The sequence below is a fragment of the Pedobacter yonginensis genome (assembly GCF_003173595.1).
In the GTDB taxonomy this organism is placed as follows: domain Bacteria; phylum Bacteroidota; class Bacteroidia; order Sphingobacteriales; family Sphingobacteriaceae; genus Pedobacter; species Pedobacter yonginense.
On record NZ_QGNZ01000002.1, the window covers coordinates 893,775 to 914,907 of the forward strand.

Annotated in this window: 16 protein-coding genes; 9 read left to right on the forward strand and 7 right to left on the reverse strand. The window is 37.3% G+C overall.

The features are described 5' to 3' along the window. Positions 1 to 20: 20 nt before the first annotated feature. On the forward strand, positions 21 to 1,004 hold the full coding sequence (locus tag DHW03_RS10700; protein WP_109925780.1) for a hypothetical protein: 984 nt from the start codon (positions 21 to 23) through the stop codon (positions 1,002 to 1,004). A gap of 14 nt (positions 1,005 to 1,018) precedes the next feature. Here the strand turns inward: DHW03_RS10700 and DHW03_RS10705 are convergent, their stop codons facing one another. From DHW03_RS10705 to DHW03_RS10720, 4 genes are all read right to left on the reverse strand, one after another. After that, positions 1,019 to 1,633, reverse strand: coding sequence for a rhomboid family intramembrane serine protease (locus DHW03_RS10705; protein WP_109925781.1), 615 nt, complete (start codon positions 1,631 to 1,633; stop codon positions 1,019 to 1,021). Between the two features lie 300 nt (positions 1,634 to 1,933). Beyond that, the gene (locus DHW03_RS10710; RefSeq protein WP_109925782.1) at positions 1,934 to 2,566 is read right to left on the reverse strand and encodes a thiamine phosphate synthase; all 633 of its coding nucleotides are present in this window, start codon (positions 2,564 to 2,566) and stop codon (positions 1,934 to 1,936) included. A 58-nt stretch (positions 2,567 to 2,624) separates the two neighbouring features. After that, entirely contained in the window at positions 2,625 to 4,997 is a 2,373-nt protein-coding gene (locus tag DHW03_RS10715) for a TonB-dependent receptor (protein ID WP_109925783.1), read from the reverse strand. Positions 4,998 to 5,382: 385 nt separating this feature from the next. Further along, positions 5,383 to 5,913, reverse strand: a complete 531-nt coding sequence (locus DHW03_RS10720) for an AAA family ATPase (RefSeq protein WP_109925784.1) — start codon at positions 5,911 to 5,913, stop codon at positions 5,383 to 5,385. A gap of 464 nt (positions 5,914 to 6,377) precedes the next feature. On the opposite strand from DHW03_RS10720, the gene DHW03_RS10725 reads away from it, so the two are divergent. Continuing rightward, positions 6,378 to 6,695 (forward strand): carboxypeptidase regulatory-like domain-containing protein, encoded by a 318-nt coding sequence (locus tag DHW03_RS10725; protein WP_109925785.1) that lies wholly within the window; start codon positions 6,378 to 6,380, stop codon positions 6,693 to 6,695. Between the two features lie 210 nt (positions 6,696 to 6,905). Then, positions 6,906 to 9,743, forward strand: coding sequence for a carbamoyl-phosphate synthase large subunit (carB, locus tag DHW03_RS10730; protein ID WP_109925786.1), 2,838 nt, complete (start codon positions 6,906 to 6,908; stop codon positions 9,741 to 9,743). 49 nt (positions 9,744 to 9,792) lie between these two features. On the opposite strand, the gene DHW03_RS10735 is transcribed toward carB, so the two are convergent. After that, complete coding sequence (locus tag DHW03_RS10735) at positions 9,793 to 12,030, reverse strand: S41 family peptidase (protein ID WP_165825407.1); 2,238 nt, start codon at positions 12,028 to 12,030, stop codon at positions 9,793 to 9,795. A 270-nt stretch (positions 12,031 to 12,300) separates the two neighbouring features. Then, entirely contained in the window at positions 12,301 to 13,980 is a 1,680-nt protein-coding gene (locus DHW03_RS10740; protein WP_109925788.1) for a dipeptidyl-peptidase 3 family protein, read from the reverse strand. Between the two features lie 114 nt (positions 13,981 to 14,094). Between DHW03_RS10740 and DHW03_RS10745 the strand changes: the two genes are divergently transcribed. Further along, a complete protein-coding gene (locus tag DHW03_RS10745) occupies positions 14,095 to 14,922 on the forward strand; it encodes an N-acetylmuramoyl-L-alanine amidase (protein ID WP_109926029.1) in 828 nt (275 codons plus the stop codon). A gap of 185 nt (positions 14,923 to 15,107) precedes the next feature. Here the strand turns inward: DHW03_RS10745 and DHW03_RS10750 are convergent, their stop codons facing one another. Further along, a complete protein-coding gene (locus DHW03_RS10750) occupies positions 15,108 to 16,763 on the reverse strand; it encodes a glutamine--tRNA ligase/YqeY domain fusion protein (RefSeq protein WP_109925789.1) in 1,656 nt (551 codons plus the stop codon). A gap of 116 nt (positions 16,764 to 16,879) precedes the next feature. On the opposite strand from DHW03_RS10750, the gene DHW03_RS10755 reads away from it, so the two are divergent. The 5 genes from DHW03_RS10755 to DHW03_RS10775 all read left to right on the forward strand — a co-directional run bounded on the left by DHW03_RS10755 (position 16,880) and on the right by DHW03_RS10775 (position 21,127). Beyond that, positions 16,880 to 17,299 (forward strand): cobalamin B12-binding domain-containing protein, encoded by a 420-nt coding sequence (locus DHW03_RS10755; protein WP_109925790.1) that lies wholly within the window; start codon positions 16,880 to 16,882, stop codon positions 17,297 to 17,299. Between the two features lie 3 nt (positions 17,300 to 17,302). Continuing rightward, the gene (locus tag DHW03_RS10760; protein ID WP_109925791.1) at positions 17,303 to 18,082 is read left to right on the forward strand and encodes an enoyl-CoA hydratase/isomerase family protein; all 780 of its coding nucleotides are present in this window, start codon (positions 17,303 to 17,305) and stop codon (positions 18,080 to 18,082) included. 176 nt (positions 18,083 to 18,258) lie between these two features. Further along, positions 18,259 to 19,689 (forward strand): sigma-54-dependent transcriptional regulator, encoded by a 1,431-nt coding sequence (locus tag DHW03_RS10765; protein ID WP_109925792.1) that lies wholly within the window; start codon positions 18,259 to 18,261, stop codon positions 19,687 to 19,689. A gap of 49 nt (positions 19,690 to 19,738) precedes the next feature. After that, the gene (locus tag DHW03_RS10770) at positions 19,739 to 20,788 is read left to right on the forward strand and encodes an AI-2E family transporter (protein ID WP_109925793.1); all 1,050 of its coding nucleotides are present in this window, start codon (positions 19,739 to 19,741) and stop codon (positions 20,786 to 20,788) included. A gap of 72 nt (positions 20,789 to 20,860) precedes the next feature. Beyond that, positions 20,861 to 21,127: a YtxH domain-containing protein gene (locus tag DHW03_RS10775; RefSeq protein ID WP_109925794.1), complete on the forward strand. Its 267-nt coding sequence runs from the start codon at positions 20,861 to 20,863 to the stop codon at positions 21,125 to 21,127. Positions 21,128 to 21,133: the final 6 nt, after the last annotated feature.

A 21,133-nucleotide genomic window follows, 5' to 3' on the forward strand; every position in this document is an offset into this window, starting at 1 on the left:
TTATGAAGCACTAAAATATAATGGCTAATATTGTAGCGATGAATAATGGCTTATACAATCCTTTCCAAAACTTCGATTTTTTATATAAAGTTTGCTTTTTAAGTGGCAAAACCTTTAACTCGCCTGTTTTGCAGGTTCCACTTATTCCGAAATGGCTTTTAGCGCAAGCGAGTTTAACTGGCGAAGAACAAATTCAGTTCTTGGATGAAAGTATTCGATCATACAATACTTTGGTTATTCCGGTAAATAGCGAGGTGAATGAATTGTTTTTGAATCCTTTAGAAGAGAAAATTGAGGCAGCTTTTTTGCAAGGTTACCCTGCTGTTTCGGCTTTGCCAGAACTCGATTTATTCAATTGGATTGGTAAGTTTCTATATGGCTTTGTGTATCAGGAAATGCATTCTGCCTTGCGGAAGGAAATGACCGCAGATGGCCTAAACATGTCGCAATCTTTAATGATGAAATTTGCTAACCTCAATTTCATGATGCAAAATCTATACACCAATTTAGTATTTGAAGATTTTAGTCCATGGTCAATTACAGTAGTGAAATTAGAGAACGAAGAAACGCCTTTCAGTTTCCGCGATGAGATTAACACACTTACTTTTTCGCTAAAGTTGAAGGATTTCGGCATAATTGCATGTTTGCAAGACAATGGAACAAATAAACGCTATCATCAAGACATCATTAATGAAATCAAAAATAAGGCCTTAACCGCAGAGCAGTTTGAAGAATTAAGTGCTCGTTTCTATTATTCAGCCTATCTTTTTAATCGTTTGCCAGAATATACTTTTATGCCAGTAGAGGGTACAATATATATTGAAGCGATGCCTTTGCGTGGCAATATGAGCAAGCCATTATTTGATGTTTGGCAAACCAAGACCTACGGACAAGTATTAGAGAATTTTTGGAAACCTTGGGGTTATGTGTTATTCGAAATTATAAAAGATCCCGAACAGCCCATGAGCTTCTTCGAAAACCCACATTTGCCAACAGCAGGCTAGCGTAATATTATTATTTACTTTCCGTTGGCTAAGGCTGTAATAAAGTGTGGCACTATGCCTTGCATAAAGATAACCGTAAATATTAAGCCTGTTAGCGCACCAAAAAAGTGAGCATCGTGGTTAATGTTATCTCTAGAGTTTTTAGATGCATACATGCAATAAACCAAGTACAAGCCCCCAAAAACAAAGGCAGGAATATCAAAAGGAATAAAAAGAATCCTAATACCCGACCATGGATTGAACAGAATATAACTAAAAAGTACCGCACTTATCGCTCCAGAAGCGCCTAGGCTATGGTAATGGTAGTTATCTTTATTTTTAAAAATGGTAGTGATATCGCTTAAAACCAAGCCAAAAAAATATAATAAACCAAATTTCCAACTGCCCATCATCTGCTCAAGCGTAAAAGCGAAAGCCACAAAAGTGAACATGTTAAAAAACAAATGCATCCAATCTGCATGAATTAAACCACTTGTAATTACAGTGTAGATGTGCTTTCCTTTAGAAACACTGTAAGGATGCAACATAAACTTTCCGTAAATGCCATGATCGTAAAAGGCATACAGGCTAGTAATTACGGTAAAGATAAAAATGATTGATGCAACCGGTGTTGCGCTTAAGTATTCCATTGGGTTTATTTTAAATCCGGCTCTCCATCATTTAGTAAAGACAAACCAGATATATATTCTGTTGGTGATCTCGTAATAATCAGAATTTTTAAGTTTAAAATCAAGCTGCACGACAGATTTTTTTGAAAAGCTTAGGTGAAAAAATTTGTTACCCACGAATCTTAAAGGTATGCATTTATTTATTGTTCTGGGAAATGCGAGCTACAAGTCACCTCGAATGGAGCACAGCGGAACGATAGGTCATTGCAACAAAAAAAATAGCAATTTCCTTAACAGAGCCATATTGCCGTTCAAAGAATTTTATGCTTTAATAGCGTTGTAAAAATCGCTATATGCTTCGTTAAAATCATCTGCTAAATTTATTGCGCCAGATATCGCTATACCATAAATTCCGGTTTGCATTAGCGCTTCAACATCGTAAATTTTTATGCCACCCACGGCTAAAATCGGTATGTACACGTTTAGCGCTTTCAGTTGCTTTGTAGCATTTTTATAACCTTCTAAACCTAAAATTGGATAGTTATTAGGTTTGGTTGATGTTGTAGCGAATGGTCCGTAGCCAATATAATCAGCGCCCTCGCTTGCCAAACGGATTACATTTTCGATATCATTTGCCGAGCCACCTAAGGTAATATCATCGCCAACTTGTTTTCTGAGGAGACTGAAATCAGCATCCATATCTTCAATATGGAAACCTTGAATATCTGCTTTGCCATTTAAATGGATGTGATTGGTTACCACGAGCGTGGTGCCCCAATCATCGCAAACTTCTGCAATAGCCTGTATGTCAGCTAATAGTGCATCGTCCGCTTTGCTTAAACACCGGTATTGAATCCATTTTGCACCCGCTGCACATGCTAGTTGTGCTTGTTCTAAATGGCCGAAATTTGGAATATCATGCGTAATGTATTGCAGTTTTTCAATGTATTTCATGCGAGGATGCTAAAGTATAATTCGTCATGGCCCCCGAAAAGAAGCCATGACGAATGTATTAAAACTTAAGGCTTAAACTTAATAAAAAGTTGCGAGTAGCTTGTGGGTAATAATAATTGTATCGGGTTAATTCGCCTCCGTAAAGAGAAGGATAGCTTGCCCCATTGTTTTCGTAAAGTGTACTAAACACGTTGTTGATGAGCAAGCTAACGCCAATATTTTTTACATGGGCAAAAGAGGTATTGTACCTTAAGCGGATATCGTTAACGAAGAAACTAGATAAAGATTCGCTTTTCGCCGAAGTGTTGGTTAAATATTGGCGACCAACGTACTTACTCAAAAAGGCAATGTCGGCATTTTTCAGAAGGGTATAATTGATTTCACTAGAGGCAATTATTGATGGAGAGAATGAAATATCTGTATTGCTGTAATTATTGACCAAAAGCGAACCATCTACCTCATCGTATAAATACTCTTCAAAATTCTTAATCTTATTTCGACTGAAGGTTGCGGTTGCGGCCCAATACAGGTTTTTAGAAATTTGCCAACGACCATCAAATTCTACCCCAGCACGGTAGCTATCTGCAACGTTTTGGCGGGTTTGTCCACCAACGTCATTTAGCTTTCCGGTATTAATAAGCTGATCTTTATAAATCATCGCAAAACCGTTCAGCCCAAAAGATAAATTGGAAAACTGTGTACGATAGCCCGCTTCAAAATCTGTTAAACGTTCTGGTTTTGGTCTGCTGTTTATGTTGGAATCGGTAAAGTCTCTTCTATTTGGTTCTTTGTTACCAATGGCAATAGAGGCATACACGTTGCTTTTTTCGTTAAAGCTATAGGTTAAGCCAGCTTTTGGGTTAAAGAAATCCAAGGTTGCATTTTGCTGTCCTGGTTTGCCGCTTGGATCAATCCCGAAATAGGAGTAATAAACGTGTCTGTATTGAAAATCTCCAAAAAGACTCAATTTATCGATTTGATAATTGGCTCTCAGAAATGTGTTGAAATCCGTTTTGAAGGCGTCATTATCATTGTATCTATAGCGAATGGAATTACTTCCCTCGTAATTGGCAAACTGTGCCCAAATTACCTCATCAAAATGCTTTCCTTTATATTCGTTGTAGGCACCACCCAAAGTAAAATTCAAATTACTTTTTGGAGTGTAATTTAAGGAGTACGTTGCGCCATAAAAATCGTTATCGAGCCATAGCCTTCTCACCAAATCAGATTCAGTTTGTGTTACGCCACCAATAACAAGGGGTGCAATGCCATAATCTGCCAGCGTTTCGCCGTCTTTAAATTCTTCATAATAGCCTCTACCATAGGTATAATGCAAAGCTGCATTAGCGACAAGTTTATCTGATAATGTTCTGGTGTAAAATAATTGATAATGATCTTGTTGATAGTTATCGGTTTGATTATCATAAGTGAAATCGTTGTGTCTTCTATCGGTTTTAAGGGTTTCTGCATCTACCCCATTCCAAGCCTGATAGGTTTTTTCTGTACCACTGAATACGTTCACCCGTAATAAATCTTTTTTGCCATAATATGCACCAGAAACAAAAAACGATTTTAAATTGGAGGAGGCACGATCTACATAACCATCTGATTTAATTCTGGAAAGGCGACCATCAAAGCTGAATTTATTGTTTATTAAACCAGTACCTACGTTAATGGAATTTTTCCAGGTATTGTAAGACCCATAAGTGTTGTTCAGTTCGGCATAAGCAGAGTCTCTGCGGGTTGTGGTTTGAATGTTTAAACTCGCACCGAATGCACCAGCGCCATTTGTAGAAGTACCAACACCGCGCTGAATTTGTATGTTGTCAACAGATGAAGCCAAATCTGGTAAGTTGATGAAATAACTGCCTTGACTTTCGGCATCGTTAAGTGGAATACCATTTATGGTTACGTTAATTCGAGTGGCATCGCTCCCACGAATTCGAATACCCGTATATCCAATTCCAGCACCGGCATCAGAACTCACCACTACCGATGGTGTTTGATTTAACAGGTAGGGCAAATCCTGCCCTAAATTGTTTTTAGCTAAATCATCTTTGTTTAAGTTTTTGAATGTAGTTGCAGAGTTTTTTGAAGCTCGAGTAGCACTAACCACAACCTCATCGGCAATAAAACTCTGGCTGTTCAAGCTAAAATTTAAGGTGGTGCTTTCTGTGAGGTTAATGGCTTTTTCTGCAGTTTGGTAGCCCACGTAGCTTACGCTAAACACGTATTTGCCTGCGCTTAAGTTACTTAAGGTGTAGTTCCCATTAGCATCGCTAACCACAGCCGTTTTTTGGCTTTTAAGCTTAATGGTTGCGCCAGGAAGGGATTTTTGATTGTTGTCTGTTACTGTACCCGTAACAGAAATTTGTGCCATAGTTAAAAATGGCAGCGTTGCAACGATAGCTGCAAAAAGTAGTTTTTTCAATGTTTTTGTTTTTAGTTAAACCCATCGGAAATAGGGGTACTCCCGATTTCAGTTAAACTTCCATAACTCCAATCCCTACGCCGGCATTACCCGGATCAGGTGCATTTAAGGTTTAGGTTTGTGAAGATTTGGCTTTAGGGTGCGCAAAAATGCTTCCCCTTACTAACTCCTTTTACCTTTAACCATAAAATGGGTATGATCTCAGCCCGTTTTTGTGTTTATAACAAACAAGGCACCCCTAATGATGAGGCAAATGTAGAAATTATTTTAAGATTCTGGTGTAAAACTTTAATACATTGTTTTTGCGCAGGATAAAGAATAAGAATTTGTAAAATTTTGTTCCCCTCTCTATGTAATTATATCAATTCATTGCAAAAGCAATAAATTATCCACCCAAAAATTCATCAATTGCAGCAACTGCATTTTGGTATCGCGCTTCGCCTTGACCACTAATTAATTTGTAATTGGCGTTTAAGGCCTTTAGCTCTTTGTGCCAAACCTCCATAAAATATGCTCGCTGGTTTGGAAAATCTCGAAGTGGATCATCCTGCCAAGGCAAATCAATGTCCAACAAAACATAAAAATCGTAGGGTCTTTCGGGCAGTGCATCCAACACAATTTTTGGCGTTTCGCCTAACATCTCGTCACTCCAAATTTTAACGGTAACAAAAGTGGTATCGCAAATGATAAACTCATTTTCCGTTGTAGCGAGAATTGCATCTTCCAAAGCAACCTGACCATAAAACATGTTCACCTCATCCTGCAAGGTGTACGGACCAACTAATCCCTCACAATAATAACGAGCATATTCTGGCACCCAGGCAACCTTATAGTGTTTGGCTAAAAATTGAGACATGGTAGATTTTCCCGTGCTTTCTGGGCCTACAATCGCTATTTTTTTGATCGGTTTTGTCACGTTGCTAAAAGAGTTTGTTAAACATTAATGAGAAATCAAATGTAATAGAAGAAACGTATTAAACAAAAAATCCGGTCGAGGAGGGCTCCTCAAACCGGATAATAAACCAAACAAACTATTTATGAAGAAATCCTCTTTGCGGTTAACTACTCCGCGGAGGAAGCTTTAGATCTTACTCTAAAGTATTTACAAAACGCAAATACGTTGAGCTTATTACAACATTATTGCCAATTATTGAATCATCACAACTTCGTGACTTAAAACTGACCTCCTGCATAGGTTTTGAATTTTTTTTTAACAAGAATTAACATTCCGTACAATTAAAAGGATTTAGTACACACAGCCTTGTCTAAATTACAGTACGTTTGTTGTATAGCTGTTCATTTTTAAAACTAATTGTAGCCAGGAGTGTTATTTATTTCGGACATTAGGAAAATTTATAAATTTTAGCAAAATCATACCAAATGAAAAAGTTAAGTATTTTTTTATCCCTTATTGTTATTCTATCCATAGGATTAATTGCAATGAAAAACATCAGATTGGGCGGGATTATGGGGAAAATTGCGCCGCTTGATGCAGCTTCCTCGGTTTCTATCGTATCAGGTACAGATACCCTAAAAGCTCAAATCAATCAAGGTGTGTTTGGCTTTACCAACTTAAAACAAGGCGTTTATACAATCTGGATTAAAGGCAATGCGCCATACAAAGATACCATGATTGAAAATGTTGCAGTAAAAGATAGTGCTACTACTGATTTAGGCGAAATTAAATTGCTGCAATAACAAAATTTACAGAAGATAAATCTAAAATGAGGGTGCATTTAACCCTCTTTTTTATTTTAAAAAAAACGGCTTAAAATACTTCTAAAGGTGTATCTTTGCATCCCGACAGAACAGTTGGGATTTTCTTCTTATAAAAGCAAAAAACCTCCTTGCTTCATGGTTCTAACAAGAACTGACACTTTAGAAATTTAATTTTTGTATTAAGCTATCATGCCTAAAGACACTTCCATCCAATCAGTATTAATTATCGGATCAGGCCCTATTATTATTGGCCAAGCCTGCGAATTTGATTATTCGGGTTCACAAGCTGCGTTATCCTTAAAAGAAGAAGGAATAACCGTATCCATTATCAACTCCAATCCGGCTACGATTATGACGGATAAGGTTATTGGCGATCACGTTTATCTCCGTCCGTTATCTGTTGATTCAATAGAGGTTATTTTACAACAGCACATCGATTCTCCTGATTTGCCGAGAATAGATGCCGTTTTACCTACTATGGGTGGTCAAACTGCATTAAATCTTTGTAAAGAAGCCGAAGAACGTGGCGTTTGGGAAAAATACGGTGTAAAAGTAGTTGGGGTAGATGTTGCTGCAATTGAGAAAACTGAAAATCGCGAGGCTTTCCGTCAGTTGATGGTTGATATTGGTGTAGGCGTTGCCGAATCAAAAATTGCCAACTCTTTTTTAGAAGGCAAAGAAGCGGCACAAGAAATCGGTTATCCGTTGGTAATTCGCCCATCATATACTTTAGGAGGTTCTGGTGGTGGTTTTGTGCACAAAAAAGAAGAATTTGATGCAGCATTAAAACGCGGTTTAGAAGCCTCACCAACACATGAAGTTTTGGTTGAAAAAGCGGTTCTAGGATGGAAAGAATATGAATTGGAGTTATTAAGAGATAGTAATGATAACGTAATCATTATCTGTTCGATTGAAAACTTCGACCCAATGGGAATCCATACTGGAGATTCAATTACAGTTGCACCAGCTATGACCTTGTCTGATCGTTGTTATCAAGACATGCGTAACCAAGCCATAAAAATGATGCGCGCAATTGGTAATTTTGCAGGTGGATGTAACGTTCAATTTTCGGTAAATCCAGCAGATGATGAAATTATCGCCATCGAAATAAATCCTCGTGTTTCTCGCTCGTCGGCGCTCGCAAGTAAAGCAACAGGTTATCCAATCGCAAAAATTGCTGCAAAACTGGCCATTGGTTATAACTTAGATGAAATCGAAAATCAAATTACAAAAACAACTTCAGCTTATTTCGAGCCTACCTTGGATTATGTAATCGTAAAAATTCCGCGTTGGAACTTTGATAAATTTAAAGGTGCCAATAAAGAACTCGGATTACAAATGAAATCCGTTGGTGAAGTGATGGCTATTGGTCGTACTTTCATTGAAGCCTTGCAGAAAGCTTGTCAGAGTTTAGAAATCAACCGTGCAGGCCTTGGCGCAGATGGACGCCAAGTACGCAATATCGAAGAAATTATGGATGGTTTGGAGCACGCCTCCTGGAACCGTTTATTCTTAATAAAAGATGCCATGACGATGGGTGTGCCCTTGGAATCGATCCGTAAGGTTACCAAAATCGATAAATGGTTCTTAAATCAAATCCAAGATCTTGTTCTTTTAGAAACAGAACTGAAAAGATATTCTTTAAATAATATCCCTCAAGATTTCTTTATGACGCTTAAGCAAAAAGGCTTCTCTGATATTCAGATTGCCTGGTTGCTTGGAAACGTTACGGAAGATGAAGTTTACGATCGCCGCAAAGCACTGGGTATAAACAGAGTGTATAAAATGGTGGATACTTGCGCTGCGGAATTCCCAGCCAAAACACCATATTATTACTCCTCTTTTGATGAAGAAAATGAATCGGTTCCATCAGACAAGAAAAAAGTAATTGTTTTAGGTTCTGGCCCAAACCGTATCGGACAGGGAATTGAATTTGATTACTCTTGTGTACATGGTTTACTTGCAGCGAAAGAATCTGGAATCGAAGCCATTATGATTAACTGTAACCCTGAAACGGTTTCTACCGATTTCAACATGGCTGATAAGTTATATTTTGAGCCAGTTTTCTGGGAACATGTTCGCGAGATCATCGAGCTTGAAAAACCGATGGGCGTAATCGTTCAGTTGGGTGGGCAAACAGCATTGAAAATGGCCGAGAAACTTAGCCAAAATGGAATCAAAATTATCGGAACTTCTTTCGAGAACATGGACATTGCCGAAGATCGTGGGCGTTTCTCTGATTTATTGAAAGAATTAGATATTCCTTATCCTAAATATGGTGTTGCCGAGAATGCAGAAGAAGCCATTATTGTAGCCAATGAAGTTGGTTATCCAGTATTGGTTCGTCCGAGTTATGTATTGGGTGGACAAGGGATGAGCATTGTAATTAATGATGAAGACCTTGAGAAAGCCGTTGTTAAATTGTTAGGCGATTTGCCGGGTAACCGTGTATTAATCGATCACTTTTTAGATCGTGCGGAAGAAGCGGAGTCTGATTCAATTTCTGACGGCGATGATGTTCACATTATCGGTATGATGGAACACATCGAGCCTGCGGGAATTCACTCCGGAGATTCATTTGCAGTATTGCCAACGTTTAGCTTGCCAGAGTCGGTAACGAAATCAATGGAAGAATATTCGATTAAAATAGCAAAGGCTTTAAATGTAATTGGATTATTAAACATTCAATTCGCCATTAAGGATGAAAAGGTTTATGTAATCGAAGCAAACCCAAGAGCTTCTCGTACAGTTCCTTTCATTGCAAAAGCTTATGATGTTCCATACATTAACATCGCGGCTAAAATTATGCTTGGCGTAGCGAAATTAAAAGATTTCACCATCGAGCGTAAATTAAAAGGCTTTGCAATTAAAGAACCAGTTTTCTCTTATGAGAAATTCCCTGAAGTTGCGAAAGAATTGGGGCCCGAAATGAAATCTACAGGTGAGGCCATCCGTTTCATTAAAGATTTGGAAGACCCTTATTTCCGCAAGCTTTACAAAGATAAATCAATGTATTTGAGTAAATAAAAGTAGAGGCCGATGTTCAACCATCGGCCTTTTTACTTTTAGGCTTTTTCTACCACCCTTTGTTCAGAGTTTCAATGGCCTTTTCTAAAAGTTCATCTTTTCCGTTCTTAATTCCATCAATTGTTGGATAAACAATCTCATCAACCTTTACACCAACTCTTTGGGTTGGTTTCCCATCCGGATAAAACACACCAATACCTGATATCATCGTTCTTAAACCGCCGGGCAAAACTATGGCAGATACGTTTCCATCCGCACCAGCAGTTGTGCTTCCGATTACTTTAACATTTGGTGAGCTTTGGAATGCCATTGTTGTATATTCTGCTTGGCTTTGGGAAGTTGAGTTAACGATAACAACCACTTTTCCGCTATAGTTATCCTTAGCCCGTTGGCCATTTGGTATTGTTTTTCCGAACTTAAATGAGCCAGGATATTGCGTACTACCAACAGTGAACTTTACAAAGGGTGTTGAATTGCTTTTTATATAGTTTCCAAAAGTAAAAGGCATAAATTCTGAAGGATAACAACGCATATCAATGATAATCCCTTTTGTATTTTGGAATTGTTTCTTGATATCTGATAGCATGTCATTTTTATATTTACCTGGATACACATAACCAATATTTTCATTTATAAGTTTAAAAGATGGTGCCTTTTCAAAGTCTGGATATCTATAACCCTGACTCAGTTTGCCCATCGGCAAATTGTAAGTAAATAGGTTTCCATCTCGGTTAACCTTAATCGCTAAACTTGTTTCATTACTTCTGAGTAAATAGTTTGTAGGTAAATCACGCAATTGAGTATCGTAATTTGACGCAGGTGTTATGAATAGATAATCTTTAATGAGGCTACTAACGTCTTTCCCTTGAATGGATAAAATGATATCCCCTACTTTCAATTTACGCTGAACATCCAATGTATCGGTATGTAGGGCTGTAATGACTAATTTATTTTCAATAAACTTTGCCTGTAGAGGCGCAGAATATTTCCCTTTAAAATCATTTAAGGCTTTACTGCCGCTCCAAAGATTTGCATGAGTGTCGTTTACCATTGCAATTAACTTTAAAGTAGCCTTACCGTATTCCAATTCATTTTTTGCATTAACAAAATCTGGTATAAATTTTTGGAGAACACTATTCCAATCTTGGCCAATAACATTTTTATAAGGGAAATAGTAATTTATGATGGCCCAATAACGGTAAAGCGATAATAAGCGATACCCAGCATCAGGATAGCTCATATTTATATAGGCTTTTTCATTTTTGAAAACCGGGTTGGAAACACCGGGCGCCATTTCTATGTAGTAATTTTTATTCGTGTTTCGATTGTTCTTGATAAAGAGCAGCTTATCTACAAGCGGCTGTTGTAATATGGTTTTGTCCAATAATACGCCATAATCAGGCTTTATTTCATACCGGTCATTCTCAATTGTTTCACAGGTTCTGCATGCACCCGGTTTTGGTAGTTTATCTAAAAATTTCTCCAGCGCGGTATTTAACTCGTTGTTATTTTGCGCTGCGATTACAGAAGGGAGCAGCCTAAATAGTTCTGCATCCCAATTGTAATCGCCATTTGCAATAGAAGGATGATGATATTTCAAAAAGGCCCAAAATTGGCCTGTTACTAATAAATTTTTAGTGAGCTGATCATTAAGTTTGATGGACTTTATATTCGAACCATTCGCGAATGCGGTATCTACATCTGCCTGTTTTAATGCTATCTTCTTTAATGGAGCCTGATTAATCGGTTTTCCATCCATGAAAAGTTGAAAATCATCAAACCACGCTTTGCCATCACCAACGAGTAAGCCCCCTATGTGCACCACTTTAACTTCATCACTATTGTAATCTAATTTGATTACATACTGTTTCCAATCTGTATCGCCCTTAGCCCCTCTATTGTCCATATTATCGAAGGCGATGGATTTAAACTCAGAGTCATCAATCCTCATCCATAAACCCGCGTAGCCTGATGTAACTTTTTCAGTCTTGATGGAAGCCCTTAATTCGATATTTTTGCCTTCAAAAATTTGTGTGATTGGATAATCAATAACACCGAACTCAAACTCTGGCCCTTTTTTTTCTATTGAGAGGCTATACTTGCCTTCAACCCTTTGGCTGCTATCCACTAAAACAGAATATGCTTTTTTTTGTAGATCGTTGAAGGAGAAGAACCAATTTTTTGGTAATTGTTGATCATTAAGTTGCTCAGCACCGCCATTGATATTAAATTGGGCTTTGATTTGGAAAGAACTTAATAAGAGCGCAAATAGAATAAATTTTTTCATAGGATAATTATTTAGAACTAAAGTAATGATTAATGTGCCCATCTTAAAACCCAAGTGCTCCTATTTTCAGTCATTTTAAACGGTCACGGTTTTAGATAGCCAACCTTATTCTATTCTGTCTTGTGTGCGCTAATCCCTGTGTTTGTACTTATTGGTAAGATCATTGATTTTTGAAAAGGTAACCGGAAATTCAAAATAGGAAAAAATGCTCAAAAAAAAGCCGCAGATAAATTCTGCGGCTTAAGCTTTTAAATAGAAAAAGAATTATTTTTATTTCATTCCAAGTACATCAACCCCTTGTTCAAAAACGAGGTCAACTGGAATGTTTTTCTTTGTTAATCTTTCCAAATCGCTTTTTAACTCAGCTGGGATTACAGCCATGGCTTTTTGGGTTTTTTCTACAGCGATTTTATCACCGTTACCTTGCAGCGTAATAATAAACGAGCTCAAATCGTTCATGGCCGTTGCAAATTTATCAAAGTTTACGCGGTAAGTTCCTTGAGCAGTACGCTCAAAAGCACCTTTTTCTTTAAAATAATTGAAGCATTGCATGTTGGCTTTTCCATGTGCTTCAGAAACTCCAAATCGAACAGAACGTAAAATACCAGCCATAAAAGTGGTGTAGTAGTCTTTAATGTCTCCTTGTAGTTCTCCTTTTTTGAGTAAGCCAGTTACCATGTATAGGCCCAAAATATCAGCCTTACCTTCTTCTAACCAACTATATTGCTCTTTTAATGCTTCACGAACAAAACCCTTTCCTGTGATTGTTTTTTTAATTCCTAGGCCATGTGCCACTTCATGAAACATCACGTTCGCAAAAAAAGCATCAAACTTGATGTATTGTTGTTGTTCAGCAGAAATAAGTTCTTTGGAAATCGGAATTAAAATTTTATCAAACTTCGCCTTCATTGCATTTTTTAGCTGAGAACGACGAGTGCCTTTTTCCTGTTGAATTTTTTCGTCGTTTGGTAAATTTACTGCAATGGTTTTAGATCCCGCATTGCAATCGCCAGCATAATACACAACATCATAAGCATTTAATTCAGAATCCGTTCCAGGGGTTTCGGTTTTGTATTTTGCCGCAACGGGCAAATTTTTCTGCAAGTCTGGAAGCATTTTTACATATTTCGCCAAGCGCTTGCTCCACTCTTTGTCTTTCACTAAAACATAAGCTTCATAGCTTGTTCGAGCATTAAAAAGTTTATCCTCGTAATTTTCTATCGGACCAATAATTAAATCCAAACCATTGGTTTTCATATCCAACCAGGCATAATCGGAAGCGGTGAAGTTATCGGTTACCAATGCATCGGCCCTTAAGTTTAAGTATTTCTTTAAACCAGCATCTTCGGTAATTAGTGCCGCCTGCTTTAGTAGCGAGGAGGCTCTTTGAAGTTCTGAAGCATATAAAATATGGTATGGAATGGTGGTCAGTTTCCCTGCGGTATCTTTGCGAACAACTGAGTAGGCGCCAAATTTATCTTTCAAATCAGATTTCTCAATTTCTTCTTTTGTTATTCCATAAGGATAAAAAGATGCGCCCTCTGGTTTATTTCCAACGCCTGCAACAAAGGGTTTTTCATTATTTAGCCTATCCCAAGGGCCATAATTTATGGCTAAGAAATCTCGGGTTTTTTCATCTTTAATTGTAGCCAATAAACTATCGCGTTGCGGATAGGTTTGCTTCCAGTATAACTCGTCCATGATTTCTGCAGCTTGTATAAGCAAGGGCAAAATTTTACGATCGTTTACGCTTAGTTGATTAATATTTGTTGAAAGCCTAACTCTTTCGTAAATGGGCAAACGCTGCGCAACGTAATCAATAAGGCTATCTTTTTGAATAATAACAGTTTGACTTCCAGTTGGTTTAGAACTGTTTGTGCAGCCAGTAATAAGGCTCGTTGAAAGTGCAATCGTTGATAAAAGTATGCTTGTTTTGTATATGTTATTCATGCGGAAAGTATATTGGGTTCTAAATTAGTAAAATTTAAAAGCTTTGTATAAAGTTTGATGCAAAGGATTAACTTTACCATACTTTCGTACCTTCATTCTCTTAATAAAAATGTCATGCTATCCGTAAAACATCCCTCAATTTTTTTAATTCTTGCCGCGTTCTTTTTATCTGCATGCAGTACAAATAAATATGCAGCAACCGAAAAAATTTATAAACAAAAAGCTAAGGATTTCTCTAAAGTTATTAGCAGCACCCCACCTCAAGGTCAGCTTTATGATTCTGTTGAAGCAACAAACCAAGCTTGGGTTGGTTCTGTAAATTTTGGGATACGAAAACCCAATTTTGTAGTTATTCACCATACTGCTCAAGATAGCTTAGCTCAAACCATAAAAACCTTTCACTCCACTAGGGCTGCAACCAGTGCACACTATGTAATTAGTCGCGATGGTAAAGTGGTGCACATGGTGAACGATTATTTGAGGGCAAATCATGCTGGTGTAAGTAAATGGGGCAAGGACACAGACTTAAATTCCTCCTCAATCGGAATTGAGCTGGATAATAACGGACTTACAGATTCATGGCCCGATGCTCAAATCAATAGTTTAATTAAGTTATTGGCAACGTTAAAGAAAACCTACGGAATTCCCACTGCAAACTTTATCGGCCATGCCGATATCGCACCTGGGCGTAAAAATGATCCGAAAAATTTTCCTTGGAAAAAATTGGCTGATAAGGGGTTTGGTTTTTGGTACGATGATATTTTGAAAAATCCGCCGACTGATTTTGATACCGAAAAAGCTTTAAAATATATTGGCTATAATACTGCGAACTTGCCAGCTGCTATTGAAGCCTTTAAAATCCATTTTATACAATCTGATATCAGCAAAACTTTAACACCGGTTGATATATTGGTTTTGTATAATGTTTACACCAAATATTAAGAGGCTTTAGTATAAACTGTAACGCCAAAAACACGGAGTTAAGTCTTTTTAACCTGGAAATAGCTTTTCAGTGCGTCCGTGGCAATTACTTACATTTTTTGCCACGGAAGCACGGATTTACATGGAATTGGGTCTTCTAACTCTGAATGAGCTTTCCTTGCCTTTAGTGCTTCCTTGGCAGTATACTAGTTGGGTTTCTTAAACGTGTCTTTCAGTGTTACCGTTCTATTGAAAACCAGTTTATCGTTTGTTGAATCTTTATCTAAACAGAAGTAGCCTTTGCGGATAAACTGATAACGACCTTCTAAATCGGCATGAGCTAAAGCGGGTTCGATATAGGCATTTGGTATAACCTTTAAGCTCTCAGGATTTAGATAATCCTTAAAATCACCTTCTTCAGCATCAGGAGTTTCAGAAGTAAATAAACGGTCGTATAAACGAATTTCTGCAGTTTTTGCATGCTGTGCACTCACCCAATGGATAGTGCCTTTAACATTGATGCCACTGGTATCACTGCCACTTTTTGATTCCGGTATGTATGTACAATGAATTTCGGTTACGTTACCATTTTCATCTTTCACAAAATCTTCGCACTTAATAATATACGCAAACTTTAAGCGAACCATTGCACCTGGAGCCAAACGGAACCATTTCTTTGCAGGAACTTCCATGAAATCTTCACGCTCAATCCAAAGTTCGTTGCTGAAAGGAATTACCCGTGTTCCGCCCCCATCCTCAGCTTCTGGATTATTTTCGCCGATTAAATCTTCAGTACCTTTTTCGTAATTCGTGATGATTAACTTAATTGGATCCAACACCGCCATTACCCGATTGGCTGATTTATTCAAGTCTTCTCGAATACAAAATTCTAACAAGCTTAACTCAATTAGATTTTCGCGTTTCGCAATACCAATACGTTCGCAAAACTCACGAACGCTTTTTGGTGTAAAACCTCGCCTGCGCAAACCAGAAATGGTAGGCATCCGCGGATCGTCCCAACCATTAACCAAATTCTCGTTAACCAACTGAAGTAGCTTACGCTTACTCATTACGGTAGAAGTAAGGTTTAAACGGGCAAATTCATATTGTTTAGAAGGAAAAATTTCAAGTTTTTCTATAAACCAATCGTATAGCTCGCGGTGTGAAACATACTCTAATGTGCAAATGGAATGTGTAATGTGCTCAATACTATCACTTTGCCCATGCGCAAAATCGTACATTGGGTAAATACACCATTTATTTCCTGTGCGGTGATGCTCGGCATGTTTTATACGGTAAATAATAGGATCACGCATTAGCATATTCGTGCTCGCCATATCTATTTTAGCCCTCAAAATATAAACGCCATCAGCAAAATCACCATTTTTCATTCTGGTGAAAAGGTCCAAATTTTCCTCAATGCTGCGATTACGATAGGGACTATCCGTTCCAGGTTCTGTTGGCGTGCCTTTCAAAGTTGCAATTTCATCAGCAGAGCTTTCATCAACGTAAGCCAATCCTTTATTAATCAGCTTTACGGCAAATGAATATAGTTTATCAAAATAATCAGATGCATATAACTCATTTTTCCAGTTAAAACCCAACCATTTAATATCTTCTTGCTGGCTGTTTACATACTCCGTTTTTTCTGTAACCGGATTGGTATCATCAAAACGCAAATTCGTATAGCCACCATATTTTTGTGTTAATCCGAAATTTAGGCATATTGCTTTGGCATGGCCAATGTGTAAGTAACCATTAGGTTCTGGCGGGAAACGCGTAACCAAAGTTTCATACTTGCCACTACTTAGGTCGTTCTCAACAATTTCTTCAATAAAGTTCAATGACTTCTCTTCACTCATAAAAACCTGTAAATTAGGATTGCAAAGGTAAAAAGTTTAGCGTAATTCTACTTGTTTTAGTTAATGATTAATTTGAGAAGCAAAATCAATACATTTACATCAACTTAATATTTATTATGAGCAAAGCATTAAACCGACCAATCCGTGTTTTAGTGGCAAAAGTTGGCTTAGATGGCCATGATCGAGGCGCTAAGGTAATCGCCACTTCTCTTCGCGATGCCGGCATGGAAGTCATTTATACAGGTCTTCGTCAAACGCCTGAAATGGTGGTAAATACGGCATTACAAGAAGACGTTGATGCCATTGGAATTTCTATATTATCAGGCGCACATATGACTGTTTTCCCAAAAATAATTCAGTTTATGAAAGAGAAACAAATGGATGATGTGCTTTTAACTGGAGGTGGCATTATTCCGGAAGGCGACCGCCTAAAGCTTACGGAATTGGGTGTTGGTGAATTATTTCCGCCAGGCACTACAATGGCAAGCATTACAGAATACATAACAAATTGGGTTACAGAAAACAGAAATTTTTAGGTCATGGCATATCAAAATCTAGTATCAACATTAAAAGAAAATATCCTTTACGTTACCATCAATCGGGAAAAGGCTTTAAACGCTTTAAATAAAGATACCCTAACAGAGCTAGCAGATGTAATAGAATATGCCAATGAAACTGTTGAAGTTAGGGGCGTAATACTAACCGGTGCCGGTGAAAAGGCTTTTGTGGCTGGTGCCGATATCAAAGAATTTTCTGATTACAACGGAAAACAAGGCGAAGAATTGGCGAAGCGAGGTCATCAACAAGTATTTGATGCAATCGAAAATTCAACAAAACCTTTCATCGCAGCCATTAATGGGTTTGCGCTGGGTGGTGGCTTAGAATTGGCAATGGCCTGTCACATCAGAATTGCATCAGAAAATGCCAAGTTGGGCCTGCCCGAAGTTACCTTAGGATTGATTCCCGGCTACGGTGGTACGCAGAGATTAACCCAATTGGTTGGAAAAGGAAAGGCTATAGAGTTAATTGCAACTGCAAATATGGTAACAGCTGTAGAAGCAGAAAAAATAGGACTCATCAATTACGTTGTGTCTCAAAGTGAGTTAATAAGTAAGGCAGAAGAAATTTTAAACCTAATTAAATTGCGCGCGCCATTAGCAATTGCAGCTGCAATGAAGTCTGTAATCGCATCAGTAAATGGCAATGATGGTTATGGTACTGAAATTGAGGAGTTTGGAAAGTGTTTTGAAACCGAAGATTTTAGAGAAGGTGTAAGTGCATTTGTAGAAAAAAGAAAAGCTAACTTTAAGGGCGCATAACCATATGTATGATTAATTCTATTTTAATTTTAAAAAACTGTAGAAAATATTTCCCATTTTCATTAAAAATAAGTAATTATGCACCGTCTAAAATCTTTTAGAACGCCCTATCCACAAGATAATTAATAATTTTTGGGTTAGGTTTTTCTATTGGATAAAAAAACGGATTGCATCTGATGAAAAAGAAGATATTAATTATTGATGACGAAGTAAACATCGGTCTCTTACTCTCAAAATTTCTGATCAGGAATGGATTTGAAGTTTCGAATTCCATCACTGGCACCGCTGCCATGGAAATTATGGCAACTGAAAGATTTGATTTAGTGCTTTGTGATTACCGTCTCGATGATACTGATGGAAAAGAAATTTTAATCAAAATAAAAGAAAGTTACCCAGCAACAGGAGTAATCATCATCACTGGCTATTCAGATATAAAGCTTGCGGTAGAATTAATTAAGCTTGGTGCTTATGATTATATCACAAAGCCCCTTTATCCAGATGAGATACTAAATACCATAAACAAAGCCCTCGAAACCCAGCGAGCACTTAACCAGGATAATAGGTCGGGTAAGAAAAACAGCGCCGAATCAGAATCCGATTATGTAAATTATACAGAATATATTGATGGAAAAAGTGAAGTTTCTGTTGCCTTACTAAAACAAATTCAACTCATTGCACCAACTTCCTATAGCATCATTTTAACTGGTAAAAGTGGCACAGGTAAAGAATGTGTGGCTAAAACCATCCATTTAAATAGTTTGCGAAGAGATAAGCCTTTTGTGGCAATGGATTGTGGATCGCTTACCAAAGAACTTGCTGGGAGTGAGTTTTTTGGCCACGAAAAAGGCTCATTTACAGGAGCGCTATACACCAAGATTGGTCACTTTGAACAGGCAAACGGAGGCACCTTGTTTTTGGATGAGATTGGTAACTTATCATACGAAATCCAAGCTACTCTATTAAGAACGGTGCAAGAGCGTAAATTAAAACGAATTGGAAGTACCAAAGAAATAGATTTAGATGTTCGAATTATAGTTGCAACCAACGAAAATTTGTCAGAAAACATTGTAAAAGGAACGTTTAGAGAAGATTTATACCATCGTTTCAACGAATTTTCGATTCACATTCCCTCATTAAAAAAGAGAGGTAATGATATTTTAATTTTTGCGAATAAATTTTTGGCGGTAGCCAACCAAGAGCTTAACAAAAACATTCGTGGCTTCTCCGAAGGGGTTAAAACCTGCTTCTTAAATTATGGCTGGCCAGGAAATGTTCGTGAGCTTAAAAATGTAATCAGACGAGTTGCTTTGTTAACAGATGGTAACGAAATTCAGGTGGATGTACTTCCACTGGAGTTGTCTAATTTTGCTAAAGAATCCAAGCATGAAAAAGTTTTGGGCCAGATGAAACTTAAAACTTCTGACAAGCCAAAGGATTTGAAAAATGCAGCACAAGAAGCGGAGTATGATACTATTTTAAATGTGCTGAAGGAAGTTAACTTCAACAAAACGAAGGCGGCCAAGGCTTTAAAAATAGATCGAAAAACGCTTTATAATAAAATAAAAGCCATTAAACTAGCCGTTGAAGATAATTCTGGAAATGAGTAAAACAAAATAAAGCCTTTTTGTATTTTAAGAATACCAAGCAAAAAATAATATGTCGGTATTTTCTTATAAGCAACGCAATAACATCAATCTTGTAATTATAATCGCGCTTGGACTATTAATTGCATATTCGCTGCAAGGCATATTCAGCGCCATTTTAAGTACGCTTGTTCTTTATACCATCATGCGGCCTGGTTATATTTATTTTGCAGAGGTTAAGGGCTGGAATAAGAGATTTGTAGCCATTTCATTAATTACAGTATCGATCATATTAATTATCCTGCCATTTTATGCACTAAGCAGCATGGTAATTAGTAAGATATCCGAATTAAAAAACAACGAAATATTTTTTAAAAATCTTCTGGTAAAACTTCAACACCTGATACCAGTTAAAATAAATGAAAGTGTAATTCAAGATGGATTAAATCGCCTGGGCAATTGGGCAACATTGCTTTTTCCATCCTTAATTTCCAGTGCAGTAAATATTGTACTCAGTTTACTGGTTATGTTCTTCCTACTGTACTTTATGCTTATTGAGCGAAAAAAATTCGAGTATTCGTTAATCAAATATGCACCTTTCAGAGAGCAAAATGCGCTCAGATTTGGTGATGAGATGCGCAACACAACATACGCCAATGTACTTGGACAGGGTTTGATTTGTTTGGTGCAGGGATCTTTGGTGAGTTTATCATTTTTTGTTTTAGGTTACAAAGACCCTGTTTTCTGGGGGGTAATTACCACTTTTATTTCTTTTGTACCCGTACTCGGTCCACCAGTTGTATTCGTTCCCGCAGCTATTTTGCAAATTGCAACAGGAAATAATTTCGCTGGTTGGGCAATGTTAATTTTTGGCTTTGTGGTCATTATTAATATTGATAATGTGCTTAGATTTATCATCGCAAAAAAAGTAGGTAATATTCATCCTATAATAACAGTAATTGGCGTAATTATTGGTATTCCTTTGTTCGGAATACTGGGGCTCGTTTTTGGCCCTCTTCTGCTATCTTATTTTATTCTGCTTGTTAAAATTTATGAAACCAGTACCGTCGCCTCAGAAAGATTGGAAAGAATTAAAACAAATAATGAGCATAATGAGTTATAATTTATAGCTTAACCATAAAATAATATAGGAGTTCTTATATTGTAAACGTTAAACCCTTAAAATACATATATTATGAATGATAACTCAAAAGTTGTAGTTGCTCTTTTAGCAGGATTAGCTGCCGGTGCCGCTCTAGGAATTTTGTTCGCACCAGAAAAAGGTGAAGAAACACGTGACAAACTAAGCCAATCTCTGAAAGATTTAGGCGATTCTATTAAAGATAAAGCTGCAGATGAAATAAATAACCTATCCAGCCTAAAGGATAAAGTGGTAAGCTCAATTAAAACCAAATTGAGAAGTGTTGAAGAAGAATATAGCGACGACGTAGAGCACGCTTAAACTAAA